Here is a 13316-nt window from a genome sequence, read left to right on the forward strand (position 1 = left end):
GAGCTATCGGCATGACGATCGATCCCGGAGCCAGACAAGATCTCGAGCCGTGGACGACCTTCACCCGGCAGCAGGACATCCCTGAGTGGATTTCGAGGGCCTACGTCGAGAGCTATCGCGGCCCGCACAGCGACGAGTCGGGGGGCGCCGAAAGCAGGCCCATCGACCTGACCCTGCCGGCGGCGATCGTGACGCCGGCCGTGCTGAGCGCGCACTATCGCCTCGGCCTGCACCGCCCCGCCGGCGAGAGCCGTGTCGCGGTGTACCCGGCCGAAGACCCCGCCGGCTTCGGGCCCGCCCTGCAGGTCGTCACCGATCACGGCGGCATGCTGATGGATTCGGTCACCGTGCTGCTGCACCGGCTCGGCGTCCCCTACACGGCCATCATGACGCCGGTGTTCGAAGTGCAGCGCAGCCCCGAGGGTGACCTGCTGCGCGTCGAGGCGAAAGCCGAAGGCGCTTCGCAATACGCCGGCGAGGCGTGGATTCACGTGCAGCTGCTGCCGTCGGTCGACAGCAAGGGACTCACCGAGGTCGAACGGCTGCTGCCCAAAGTGCTGGCCGACGTGCAACAGGTCGCCAGCGACGCGTCGGCCTTGATCGCGGCGCTGAACGATCTGGCCGCGCAGGTCGAAGCCAACGCCGACGACCACTTCTCGGCGCCGGACCGCGACGACGTCGCGGCACTGCTGCGCTGGCTGGGCAACGGCAACTTCCTGCTGCTCGGCTATCAGCGTTGCCACGTGCACGACGGCCAGGTCTCCGGCGACGGCACACCCGGGCTCGGCGTGCTGCGCACCCGCACCGGCTCGCGCCCCCGGCTGACCGACGACGACAGATTGCTGGTGCTGGCGCAATCGGTGGTGGGCAGCTATCTGCGCTACGGCGCCTACCCGTACGCCATCGCGGTCCGCGAATACGTCAACGGCACCGTGATCGAGCACCGCTTCGTCGGGCTGTTCACGGTGGCCGCCATGAACGCCGATGTCCTGGAAATCCCGACGATTTCGCGCCGGGTCCGGGAGGCCCTGGCGATGGCCGACAGCGACCCGATCCACCCGGGCCAGCTGCTGCTCGACGTCATCCAGACCGTGCCACGCTCGGAGCTGTTCACGCTCAGCGCCGAACGACTGCTGGCGATGGCCAAAGCGGTGGTGGACCTGGGACCGCAGCGAAACGCGTTGCTGTTCCTGCGCGCCGACCGGCTGCAGTACTTCGTTTCCTGCCTGGTGTATCTGCCCCGCGACCGCTACACGACGGCGGTGCGGCTGCAGATCGAAGACATTCTGGTCCACGAATTCGCCGGCACCCGGCTGGAATTCACCGCGCGGGTCAGCGAATCACCTTGGGCCCTGATGCATTTCATGGTCCGCCTGCCGTCCGACGGCCCCGACGCCGCGCCGGTCGACGTGTCCGAAGACAACCGGGTCCGCATACAGGCGCTGCTGAGCGAGGCCGCGCGCACCTGGACCGACCGGCTCGTCGCCGCCGCCGCGGACGGCTCCGTAATAGGCCACGTCGACGCCGAGTATTACGCGGCCGCGTTCCCCGAGGTCTACAGGCAGGCCGTCGCCCCGGCCGACGCGATCGAGCACATCGCGATCATCAATGAGCTGCAAGACAACTCGGTCAAGCTGGTGTTCGCCGAGGCCGAGGACGGGACCGCCCAGCTGACCTGGTTCCTGGGCGGGCGCACCGCCTCGCTGAGCCAGCTGCTGCCGATGCTGCAGAGCATGGGTGTGGTGGTGCTCGAGGAGCGCCCCTTCACCGTCAACCGGTCCGACGGGCTGCCGGTGTGGATCTATCAGTTCAAGATCTCGCCGCACCCGACCATCCGGCTGGCGTCGACGCAGCAGGAGCGCGACGCAATGGCCGAGCGGTTCGCCGACGCGGTCACCGCGATCTGGAACGGTCGGCTCGAGATCGACCGGTTCAACGAGCTGGTGATGCGCGCGGGCCTTCGATGGCGGCAGGTCGTGCTGTTGCGGGCCTACGCAAAGTACCTGCGGCAGGCGAACTTTCCCTACAGCCAGTCCTATATCGAGTCGGTGCTCAACGAGCATCCCTCGACCGCGCGATCACTCGTCGCGCTCTTCGAGGCGCTGTTCGACCCGGACCCCGATTCCTCGGCGAGCCGCGACGCGCAGGCCGCAGCCGCTGCGGTCGCCGCCGACATCGACGCGCTGGTGAGCCTGGACACCGACCGCATTCTGCGCGCCTTCGCATCGCTGGTGCAGGCCACGCTGCGAACCAATTACTTTGTCACGAGCCAGCGTTCGGCCCGGGCTCGCAATGTGTTGGCGATCAAGCTGGACGCCCAGCTGGTTGACGAGCTGCCACTGCCACGCCCCAAATACGAGATCTTCGTCTATTCCCCCCGCGTCGAGGGCGTCCACCTGCGGTTCGGCCCGGTGGCCCGGGGCGGCCTGCGCTGGTCGGACCGGCGAGACGACTTCCGCACCGAGATCCTGGGTTTGGTCAAGGCGCAGGCGGTGAAGAACGCCGTCATCGTGCCGGTGGGCGCCAAGGGTGGGTTCGTCCTCAAGCGGCCGCCGCTGCCCACCGGCGACGCCGTCGCAGACCGCGACGCCAGTCGCGCTGAGGGCGTCGCCTGCTATCAGCTGTTCATCTCCGGCCTGCTCGACGTCACCGACAACGTCGACCACGCGACCGGAAAGGTCAGCCCGCCACCCGAAGTCATCCGGCGCGACGGCGACGACGCGTACCTGGTGGTGGCGGCGGACAAGGGCACCGCCACCTTTTCCGACATCGCCAACGACGTCGCGAAGTCCTACGGATTCTGGCTGGGTGACGCGTTCGCGTCCGGTGGGTCGGTCGGCTATGACCACAAGGCCATGGGTATCACCGCCAAGGGCGCGTGGGAGGCCGTCAAACGGCACTTCCGGGAGATGGACATCGACACGCAGACCGAGGACTTCACGGTGGTGGGGATCGGCGACATGAGCGGCGACGTCTTCGGCAACGGCATGCTGCTGAGCAAGCACATCCGGCTGCTCGCCGCCTTCGACCACCGGCACATCTTCTTGGACCCCGACCCCGACGCCGCGCGTTCGTGGGAGGAACGCCAGCGGATGTTCGACCTGCCGCGGTCCAGCTGGGAGGACTACGACGCGTCGTTGATCAGTGCGGGCGGCGGCGTGTACAGCCGCGAGCACAAGGCGATTCCGGTCAGCTCCCAGGTTCGCGACGCGCTGGGCATCGAGGGCTCGAATGACGACGTCGCCGAGATGACGCCGCCCAACCTGATCAAGGCGATCCTGCAGGCGCCGGTGGATCTGCTGTTCAACGGCGGCATCGGCACCTATATCAAGGCGGAGTCCGAATCAGACGCCGACGTCGGCGACCGCGCCAACGATCCGGTCCGGGTCAACGGAAGTCAGGTGCGCGCCAAGGTGATCGGTGAGGGCGGCAACCTCGGGGTCACCGCGCTGGGGCGCGTCGAGTTCGATTTGGCGGGTGGCCGGATCAACACCGATGCGATGGACAACTCGGCCGGTGTGGACTGCTCGGACCACGAGGTCAACATCAAGATCTTGATCGACGCACTGGTGACCGCCGGCAAGGTCAAGCCGGAGGAGCGCAAACCGCTGCTGGAGTCGATGACCGACGAGGTCGCGCAGCTGGTGCTCACCGACAACGACGACCAGAACGACCTGATCGGCACCAGCCGCGCGAACGCGGCGAGCCTATTACCGGTGCACGCCAGGTTGATTCAGTACCTGGTCGACGAGCGCGGCATCCACCGCGACCTGGAAGCGCTGCCGTCGGAGAAGGAGATCGCGCGGCGCGCGGAGGCCGGCATCGGGCTCACCTCACCGGAGATGTGCACCCTGATGGCGCACGTGAAGCTGGGGCTCAAGGAGGAGATGCTCGAGACCGAGCTGACCGAGCAGGACGTGTTCGCCTCCCGGCTGCCCCTGTACTTCCCGAAACCGTTGCGGGAGAGGTTCACTCCGGAGATCCGCACGCATCAGCTGCGCCGCGAGATCGTCACCACCATGCTGATCAACGACCTGGTGGACGCCGCCGGGATCAGCTACGCCTTCCGGATCGTCGAGGACGTCGGTGTCGGGTCGGTCGACGCGGTGCGCACCTACGTTGCCACCGACGCGATCTTCGGGGTCGGAGGGACGTGGCGGCGCATCCGCGCGGCGAATTTGCCGGTGGCACTGTCGGATCGGCTCACCCTGGATACCCGGCGGTTGATCGACCGCGCCGGACGCTGGCTGCTCAACTACCGCCCGCAGCCGCTGGCGGTCGGCGCCGAGATCAACCGGTTCGCCGCCAAGGTCCAGGCGTTGACCCCGCGCATGTCCGAGTGGCTGCGCGGCGACGACAAGGCCATCGTGGAAAAGGAAGCCGCGGAATTCACCTCCCAGGGCGCACCCGAAGACCTCGCCTATTCGGTGGCCGCCGGGCTGTACCGCTTCAGCCTGCTCGACATCATCGACATCGGCGACATCAACGACATCGACGCCGCCGAGGTCGCCGACACCTACTTCGCGCTCATGGACCGGCTCGGCACCGACGGGCTCTTGACGGCGGTATCCGAACTGCCCCGCCGGGACCGCTGGCACTCCTTGGCGCGCTTGGCCATTCGTGACGACATCTATGCCTCGCTGCGGTCGCTGTGTTTCGATGTGCTCGCCGTGGGGGAGCCCGACGAAAGTGGTGAAGAGAAGATCGCCGAGTGGGAACACCTGAGTGCCTCCAGGGTCGAACGGGCCCGCCGCACACTCATCGAGATCCAGGAAAGCGGGGACAAGGATCTCGCTACGCTGTCCGTCGCCGCGCGACAGATCCGTCGCATGACCCGTACCAGTGGAAGAGGATCATCAAGTTGAGCGTCGGCTTCGTCGCGCCCGTGCCAGTGCGCTGGTCGGACATCGACATGTATCAGCACGTCAACCACGCCACCATGGTCACGATCCTGGAGGAGGCGCGCGTCCAGTTCCTGCGTGAGGCGTTCGAGGTCGACATCTTGACCATCGGGTTGCTCATCGCCGAGGTGAAGGTGACCTACAAAGGTCAGCTGCGGCTGGTGGATTCACCGCTGCAGGTGACCATGTGGACCAAGCGGTTGCGGGCGGTCGACTTCACGCTGGGCTACGAGGTGCGCTCGGTCAGCGCCGATCCGGAGTCGAAGCCCGCCGTCGTCGCCGAGTCGCAACTGGCCGCCGTGCATATCGAGGAGGAGCGGCTGGTGCGCCTCTCACCACAACATCGGGAGTATCTACAACGGTGGATCAGGTAGCCGACCGAGGACTATGGCTGGGCCCCGACTCCAGGGACGCCCACCGCGCGGATCTGGCCGCGTTCGTCGATCGCGCGCTGCGGCTCGACGACGCCGCGATCATCCGATTCCGGACTCGATCCCCGGGACTGCTGACCGCTTGGGTCGCAACGGGTTTCGACGTGCTGGCCAGCAGGGTGGTGGTCGGGGAGGTGCGGCCCGGCGATCTGTCGGTGGGCGCGGACGCGTTGGCGCGCGGCCTGTCCGCGATGGATCAATCGGGCTACGTCGATCCCGGCTTCGCGATGGATTCGGCGTGGCGGGGTGCGTTGCCGCCGGAATCCGGCTTCACCCACCTCGAGGACATCCCGGCCCGGGTGATGCTCGACCTCGCGCAACGCGGTGCGCAACTTGCCAAGGAGCACAGCAGCTCTCACGGCCCGCCGGTGTCGCTGCTCGACCAGGAGGTCATCCAGGTCAGCGCGCCCGACGTGCAAGTCGGGCTGCCGATGCGCTGCGTATTCGCGTTGACCGCGATGGGTTTTCTGCCGCAGTCACCCGATGCGGTCGACGCCGACGAATTGATCCGCGTCCGGATACTGCCGACGTGGCTGCGTCTCGACGCGCGGTTCGGTTCGGTGTATCGCCGCCGCGGCGATCCCGCGCTGCTGCTGGGCTGACGCGGTCGGCGGCAGGCGATTTCCCGAACGGATCAGGCTGAGTTTAAAGCGATCGCCGCCGGGTTCGGGACACGCAGATCACGGGCCGTACCGCAGCCACAGCGGCAGCACGGCGTCCAGATGGTCCATGAATTTCTTCAGGCCCACGCGGTACTGCCCGTACCCGTACGGGTCTTCGGCGTACTGGGGGAACGCGATGCCCACCCCGAACAGGCCGGGGGCCAGGATTCCGTTGGTGCGGTTGTAGTCCAGCTGCCCCCACTGCGGGGTCTCGGGCAACTTCCGGCGCTCGAAGCCGACGGTATAGACCGCCCGGTCGCACTGCGCCAGTTTCTCGGCGAATTCCGGGCTCGACACCCAGCACCTCTCCAGGCGGTCGGGAAGCACCCCGTCGATGTTCTCCCGCGCCCAGACGGCCGCCCGGCCCTTGAGCCCAGTGTCGTCAAACAAGATCCAATCATCGAGATAGACAGCGTATTTCAGTGGGCTTCGATAAAAGTTGACGATCCGTTTGACGGGATGACGTAGCAGGTTCGGGAGCACGATCATCGACGAGTGCGACGAGCCGAACACGGCGACCGTCGCGCCCTCGAGTGGTTCTGCGGCGAGCTTCTCGGGGTCGAGGGCGACCTGGACTTCGATCTCGTCGAGGCCGGGGTGGCAAAGCTTTTTGGGATCAGCGCCGACGGCCAGGATCACGTTCGTGGAGAAGGCGTCGCGTTGGTCCGTCTGGACCCGCCACCGCCTGTTCTCCAAGAACAGTGCGGTGGCGGTCGTCCTGAGGGCGTCGACCTGCGCACGCAGCTGCTCGGTGATCCACACCAGGGGTTCGGCGACCAGGCCCAGCGCGCACGTCTCTTGCGGATCGATCTCCTTGAGCGGCATGGGTGGTGCCTCGGCGAAGTGAAATGCTTTGGAGCCGTTGAAGTATTCCAAAAAGAGCGCGACGTGGGTGTTGCTCGAGACCGACCGCCATTTCTGGCCGATGTCGCCGGCGGCAAAGGCCGGGTCGACCCAGGCGATCCGTTCGGGCGCGACTCCGTGATCCAGCAGCCGTCCCACCGCGGCGATGCCCGCGGGTCCGGCACCGATCACTGTCCACTCGTAGGAAGCCATGCACAACATATAGAGCAGTCCGCCGCGAAACGCCCACCGAGGCTTGCGCGGCGCGACCCGGACCGGCTACGCCAGCCAGGCCGCCGAATCCGGTGGCAGTTTGCCCTCCAGCAGCGGCGCGCTGGCCAAGATCAGCTCGCCCGCCGGCAGCGGCGCCGGCGATTCGCCGCTGTTGAGCGCGCAGATCAACCCACCGGGGCGCCGGAAGATCACCGCATCGCCGGACGCATCCAGCCACTCGATCGTGTCGCCGTCGAATTCCACACGGCCCTGGCGCAATTGGAGTGCCCGCTGGAAGAACGACAGGGTGGAGTCGGGATCGCCGCGCTGCTTCTCGACGGTCAGCGCCGCCCAGTCCTTCGGCATCGGTAACCAGGTGTCGGGTGAGGACGAGAACCCGAACGGGGGCTGCTCGCCCGACCACGGCAGCGGCACCCGGCACTTGTCCCGGCCCCGCTCGGTGTGCCCGGACCGTTCCCAGGTCGGGTCCTGCAGCACCTCCTCGGGCAGGTCCAGCACGTCGGGCAGCCCGAGCTCCTCACCGTTGTAGATGAACACCGTGCCCGGTAGGGCGAGCATCGCCATCGCCATGGCCCGGGCCCTGCGCAGCCCGACGTCGCCGCCACCGTAGCGGGTGACCTCGCGGTCCACGTCGTGGTTGGACAGCGTCCAGGTCGGGACGGCGTCATAGATCGCGGTGGCCGCAAGCGAGTTCTCGATGGCGTCACGGATTTCGCCGGCGTCGAAGTCGATCTTGGTCAGCCGGAAATTGAAGCCGAGATGCAGTTCGTCGGGCCGCAGGTACTCGGCCCAGAGCAGGTTGTCCATCACCCACACCTCGCCGATGGTCACCGCCCCCGGATACTCGTCGACGATCTTGCGGATCTTGCGGTGGATGTCGTGCACGCCCGCGTTGTTGAACCGCGGGTCGTCGTCGCTGTGCGACAGCACCTTGGCGTCGTCCTTGGCGTCGGGAAGGCCGGGGGGCTTGGCCATTCCGTGCGCGACGTCGATGCGGAAGCCGTCCACGCCACGGTCCAGCCAGAACCGCAGCGATGTCGCGAAGTCCTCGAAGACCTCGGGGTTCTCCCAGTTCAGGTCCGGCTGCTCGGTGTCGAAGAGGTGCAGGTAGTACTGCCCGGGATTACCGTCCGGCTCGACCACCCGCGTCCAGGCCGAGCCGCCGAAGACCGACGTCCAGTTGTTGGGTGGCAGGGCCCCGTCGGGCCCCCTGCCGTCGCGGAAGTGGTAACGCTCCCGGGCGTCGGTGCCCGGGCCGGCGGCCAGCGCGGCCTGAAACCAGGGGTGCGCGGAGCTGGTGTGGTTGGGCACCACGTCCATGGTGATCTTGATGCCCCGCTGGTGTGCCGCCGCGATCAGCCGGTCGATGGCAGGCATTCCGCCGAACAGCGGGTCGATGTCGCGCGGATCGGCGACGTCGTAGCCATGGTCGGCCATCGGCGAGACGGTCACCGGGCTGAGCCAGATCGCGTCCACGCCCAGCCCCTCCAGGTGATCCAGATGGGCAACGATTCCGTCGATGTCGCCGACGCCGTCGCCGTCGCTGTCGGCGAACGATCGTGGATAGACCTGGTAAAAGACCGCGTTCGACCACCATGCTGCGGGGCTCATAGTGCTCCGTTCGGTTGCGAGGTATCTAGAAGGGCGAGTTGACCAGTGAGTCGGCAGCCATTTCCAGGTAGTTGAGCAACTCGCGGCGGTGCTCGTCGTCGAGCGTCTGCGAATCGATGGACGCGACGGCCGTGTGCATGCACCGCAGCCACGCGTCACGCGCCAGGGGAGTGATCCGGAACGGCACGTGACGCATCCGCAGCCGGGGGTGTCCGCGCCGGTCGGAGTAGGTGCGCGGGCCGCCCCAGTACTGCTCGAGGAACATCCGCAGGCGTTCTTCGGCGCCCTCGAGGTCATCCAGCGGATACAGCTCACGCAGGATCTCGTCTTCGGGAACCTGGGCGTAAAAGCGCGCGACGATCGCGTGGAAAGTCTCGGCGCCGCCGACCGCGTCGTAGAAGGACTCTGCTACCTGATCCATCGCCGTCCATTGTGGTCCATCCTCGGGACGCCAAGCGGAGGCGGCCCGACCCCGTGCCTGGTGTTCATCGGATCGACACGGCGTTCACCTGCAATAGGGGTGCGATTGGCGGCGAATCATGGTGGACTGTTCGCGGAGGATCTATGGCGCAGGGCAAGAAACGCCGCAGCCACCGCAGTCAGGTAGCCGCGGCAGGGTTGACCGGACCCGCAACCGCGTCGTCGCTGCACAGTGTTGAGATCCATCCGCCCGCACGTCCCGAGGGCGCGTCCATCTGGAGCCGCCGGCGGGTCCTGCTGCTGAATTCCACCTACGAGCCGCTGACCGCGCTGCCGATGCGCCGCGCGATCGTGATGGTGATCTGCGGAAAGGCGGACGTGGTCCACCACGACCCGGCCGGCCCCGTCATCCACTCGGCGACCAGCTCGATCGTGGTGCCCTCGGTGATCCAGCTGCGGTCCTACGTCCGCGTCCCGTACCGGGCGCGCGTCCCGATGACCCGCGCCGCGCTGATGCACCGCGACCGGTTCTGCTGCGCCTACTGCGGGGCGAAGGCGGACACCGTCGACCACGTGCTGCCCCGCAGCCGCGGCGGCGACCATTCCTGGGAGAACTGCGTCGCCTGCTGCTCGACCTGCAACCATCGCAAGGGCGACAAGCTGCTCAGCGAGCTCGGCTGGGCGCTGCGCCGACCGCCGCTGCCGCCGACCGGGCAGCACTGGCGGTTGCTGTCGACCGTCAAGGAACTGGATCCGGCCTGGGCCCGGTATCTCGGCGAGGGCGCGGCCTGATCGCCAATCTGGTGTCCGGTCACGCGGGTAGGTCGTTGCGTGGGATACGGTTTGCGTCGTGAGTCCTATGCATGTCCATCTGTTCATCGTCGGAATACCGCTGCTGCTGGTGGTTTTGCTTTCGGTGCTGATCTGGTCCCGCAAGGGACCGCACCCAGCGGCCTACAAGTTGGGCGAGGAGTGGACGCATCCGCCGATCCTGTGGGCCGCCACCGGCGAAGACGTCGGCCACGCCCACGGCGGGCACGGCACGTCGGAATTCTCAGTCGGAGGTGGCGCCAGTGGCACGTGGTGAGGTAGCGACGAGGGAACCCACCGAGCTCCCGCATGGCTCGGTCATCACCACCAGCGGACGGATCTCCGGTGTCACCGAGCCCGGCGAGCTGTCGGTGCATTTCCCGTTTTCGACCAAAGACCTGGTCGCCATCGACGATGCGCTGAAATTCGGCTCCCGGGCGTCCAAGACGCGCTTCGCGATCTACCTGGGTGGCCTGGGCAGCGACACCGCCGCGCGGGCCCGCGAGATCTTGGCCGACGTGCCGACGCCGGACAACGCGGTGCTGCTGGCCGTCTCACCCGACCAGAAGGTCATCGAGGTGGTCTACGGCACGCAGGTGCGCGGCCGGGGCGCCGAGTCGGCCGCACCGCTGGGTGTCGCCGCCGCGTCCTCGGCGTTCGAGCGTGGCGACTTGGTCGACGGCCTGGTCAGCGCGATCCGCGTGCTGAGCGCCGGGATTTCGCCCGCCTAGTGGCGATCGCGAGCGCGGCGTAAGCCGGGCGCGGCGGGTCGCCACCGTCGGCGCGGCGTAAGGCTCAGCCCTCGCCGGCGTCGAACCGGCGCGCGCGCAACGAACGCTTCACCCCGGCCTGCCCCTCGAGCACCAGGCGTCGCAACGCCGCCGGCACCTCCGGGTCGGACAGGAACCTGTCCGCGGCGGCGACGCCGTCCTCGCTGATGTCCCAGTGCGGGTACAGCCCGATCACCACCGTCTGGGCCACCTCGCTGGACCGGCGCGCCCAGACCCCGGAGATCGCCTCGAAATAGCGCGCGGTGAACGGCTTGAGCAACTCGGCCTGCCCGGGCGGGGCGATGCCCCCGATGATCGAGCGGGCGGTGATGTTGGCCAGGGTGTCGTCCTCGACCACCGTCGTCCAGGCCGCCTCTTTGACCGCCGGCTGCGGTCGCGCCGTCGCGGCCTGGGCGCCGTGGCGCTTGCCGGCGGCGGTCGGGTCGCGCTGGATCTCGGCATCGATGAACGGCGTCGCGGGTCCGTCGGCGTCGACACTGCCCGCGGTGGCCAGCGCCGTCACAATCCGCCACCGCAGGTCGGTGTCGACTTCGAGGCCGGCCAGCCCCAACTCGGTGGGGTCGCGGTCCAGCAGGTCCGCCAGCGTTTCGATATGGCCGACCGACAGCACCGACGAGCACAACGTGTTGATGAAGGCGAGCTGGTGATCCGAGCCGGGCTGCGCGCCGCGCGCCAATTCCAGCAACCGGTCGGCGAACTGCGGCCAGCCGTGCTCACGAGCCCAGCCCTGCTCGGCGTACGACGTCAGCGCGGTCTGGGCCTGCAGCAGCAGCCGCTGCGCCACGCCGACCTCGGATTCGGCGTGCACGCCGCCCGTCACCAGCGCAACGAAGTCACGGGCCCGCAGCTCCGCCTCGCGCGTCATCTCCCAGGCGGCCGACCAGACCAGCGAGCGCGGCAGCGGCTCGGCGATGTCGGCGATGCGCTCCAGCGCGGTGCGCAGCGAATCGCCGTCCAGCCGTAGCGAGCAATACGTCAGATCGTCGTCGTTGACCAGAACCAGCTGGCCCCGCGAAACACCAACCAGCGCAGGAACTTCCGTGACGGGGCCCTCGACGTCGAGTTCCTCGCGGCGCACCCGCACCAGCTTCCCGGTCCCGTCGTCGTCATAGATCCCGACCGCCAGCCGGTGCACCCGGGTCTCACCGGCGCCCGGGGCGGCGCCGCTCTGGGTCACCGCGAAGCGGGTGAAATCGCCGTTGGCGTCGACATCGAACTCGGGGCGCAGCGTGTTCAGTCCGGTCGTCTTCAGCCACTGCTGACCCCAGTCGGACAGATCACGCCCGGACGCCTGCTCCAGCGCGGCGACCAGATCGTCGAACGTGGCGTTGCCGAAGGCGTGCGCGCGGAAGTAATCGCGCAGGCCGGCCAGGAAGTGTTCCAGCCCGACGTAGGCGACCAGCTGCTTGAGCACCGAGGCGCCCTTGGCGTAGGTGATGCCGTCGAAGTTCACCTCGACCGCTTCCAGGTCGGGGATGTCGGCGGCGATCGGATGTGTGGACGGCAGTTGGTCCTGGCGGTAGGCCCACGACTTCTCGACGGTCGCGAACGTCGTCCAGGCCTCGGTGAATTCGGTTGCCTCGCTTTGACATAGCACGGAGGCGAAGGTCGCGAACGACTCGTTCAGCCACAGGTCGTCCCACCACGCCATGGTGACCAGGTCGCCGAACCACATGTGCGCCATTTCGTGGAGCACGGTCTCGGCGCGCCGTTCGTAGGAAGCTCGGGTGACCTTGCTGCGAAACACATAGTCCTCGAGGAACGTCACCGCGCCCGCGTTTTCCATTGCGCCGGCGTTGAATTCGGGGACGAACAGCTGATCGTACTTCCCGAACGCGTAGGGCAGGCCAAAGTTCTTGTGGTAGAAGCCGAATCCCTGCTTGGTCTGGGTGAACAGCCGGTCGGCGTCCATGTGTTTGGCGAGCGAGGAGCGACAGAAGATGCCCAACGGGATCTCGCCGTGCTCGTCGGTGTAGGCGTCGTTCCACTCGGCGTAGGGGCCGGCGATCAAGGCGACCAGGTAGGTGCTCATCCGCGGCGTGGTGGCGAAGGTGTGCAGGCCGTCGTTCACCGACACCGTCGCGCCGTTGGAGATCACCTTCCAGTGCGCGGGCGCGGTCACCCGCACGTCGAAGGTCGCCTTCATGTCGGGCTGGTCGAAGCAGGCGAACATGCGCTTGGCGTCGGCGGTTTCGAACTGCGAGTACAGGTAGGTCTCGTTGTCGACCGGGTCGACGAACCGATGCAGACCCTCACCGGTATTGGAGTAGAGGCAGTCCGCGTCGACCACGACGACGTTGCGGTCGGCCAGCCCGCGCAGGGGGATACCGGTCGACTCGTCGTACCCGGAGACGTCCAGATCGCGCCCGTTGAGCGTGGCGCCGCGGATGGTGTCGGCGGCGATGTCGATGACCGAGTCGGCGCCGGCCAGCGCGTCGAACACCACCGTGGTGATGGAGCGGAAGGTCCGTTCGCCGGGAGCGCCGGCGCCGTCGGTGACGTCGAGGTCGATCTGATAGCTGGCGACCGTGATCAGCGAGGCGCGCTCGACGGCTTGTTCGCGGGTGAGATTGGGGAGAGCCACGTGTCCAACTTACGGGTCGGGCAAACCGG

The 13316-nt window shown here is 67.7% G+C and carries 10 protein-coding genes; 6 read left to right on the forward strand and 4 right to left on the reverse strand.

The window, feature by feature from the left end; genetic code table 11:
- Nucleotides 1-11: 11 nt before the first annotated feature.
- Genes A5708_RS22565 through A5708_RS22575 form a run of 3 tightly spaced genes read left to right on the forward strand, consistent with a single transcriptional unit; the run spans nt 12 to nt 5934 of the window.
- Nucleotides 12-4865 (forward strand): NAD-glutamate dehydrogenase, encoded by a 4854-nt coding sequence (locus A5708_RS22565; protein WP_065030753.1) that lies wholly within the window; start codon nt 12-14, stop codon nt 4863-4865.
- Nucleotides 4862-5275, forward strand: a complete 414-nt coding sequence (locus tag A5708_RS22570; protein WP_065030754.1) for an acyl-CoA thioesterase — start codon at nt 4862-4864, stop codon at nt 5273-5275. Before A5708_RS22565 ends, A5708_RS22570 begins: the two co-directional genes overlap by 4 nt.
- A complete protein-coding gene (locus A5708_RS22575) occupies nt 5263-5934 on the forward strand; it encodes a hypothetical protein (RefSeq protein ID WP_065030755.1) in 672 nt (223 codons plus the stop codon). Before A5708_RS22570 ends, A5708_RS22575 begins: the two co-directional genes overlap by 13 nt.
- A gap of 78 nt (nt 5935-6012) precedes the next feature.
- On the opposite strand, the gene A5708_RS22580 is transcribed toward A5708_RS22575, so the two are convergent.
- The 3 genes from A5708_RS22580 to A5708_RS22590 form a co-directional block, all read right to left on the reverse strand.
- Nucleotides 6013-7029 carry a pyridine nucleotide-disulfide oxidoreductase gene (locus tag A5708_RS22580; RefSeq protein WP_065030771.1) on the reverse strand — a complete coding sequence of 339 codons (1017 nt, stop codon included), beginning with the start codon at nt 7027-7029 and terminating at the stop codon, nt 6013-6015.
- Nucleotides 7030-7116: 87 nt separating this feature from the next.
- A complete protein-coding gene (locus tag A5708_RS22585; RefSeq protein WP_065030756.1) occupies nt 7117-8682 on the reverse strand; it encodes a glycoside hydrolase family 13 protein in 1566 nt (521 codons plus the stop codon).
- 25 nt (nt 8683-8707) lie between these two features.
- A complete protein-coding gene (locus A5708_RS22590; RefSeq protein ID WP_007774129.1) occupies nt 8708-9103 on the reverse strand; it encodes a globin in 396 nt (131 codons plus the stop codon).
- 143 nt (nt 9104-9246) lie between these two features.
- On the opposite strand from A5708_RS22590, the gene A5708_RS22595 reads away from it, so the two are divergent.
- The 3 genes from A5708_RS22595 (at nt 9247) to A5708_RS22605 (ending at nt 10643) form a co-directional block, all read left to right on the forward strand.
- The gene (locus tag A5708_RS22595; RefSeq protein ID WP_065030757.1) at nt 9247-9894 is read left to right on the forward strand and encodes an HNH endonuclease; all 648 of its coding nucleotides are present in this window, start codon (nt 9247-9249) and stop codon (nt 9892-9894) included.
- A gap of 67 nt (nt 9895-9961) precedes the next feature.
- Nucleotides 9962-10189: a hypothetical protein gene (locus A5708_RS22600; RefSeq protein WP_065030758.1), complete on the forward strand. Its 228-nt coding sequence runs from the start codon at nt 9962-9964 to the stop codon at nt 10187-10189.
- On the forward strand, nt 10176-10643 hold the full coding sequence (locus A5708_RS22605) for a DUF5130 domain-containing protein (RefSeq protein WP_065030759.1): 468 nt from the start codon (nt 10176-10178) through the stop codon (nt 10641-10643). The genes A5708_RS22600 and A5708_RS22605 overlap by 14 nt, the downstream gene beginning before the upstream one ends.
- 64 nt (nt 10644-10707) lie before the next feature.
- Here the strand turns inward: A5708_RS22605 and pepN are convergent, their stop codons facing one another.
- Complete coding sequence (gene pepN / locus A5708_RS22610; protein ID WP_065030760.1) at nt 10708-13287, reverse strand: aminopeptidase N; 2580 nt, start codon at nt 13285-13287, stop codon at nt 10708-10710.
- Nucleotides 13288-13316: the final 29 nt, after the last annotated feature.

It is taken from the genome of Mycobacterium colombiense (genome assembly GCF_001672755.1).
GTDB classification, from domain to species: domain Bacteria; phylum Actinomycetota; class Actinomycetes; order Mycobacteriales; family Mycobacteriaceae; genus Mycobacterium; species Mycobacterium colombiense_C.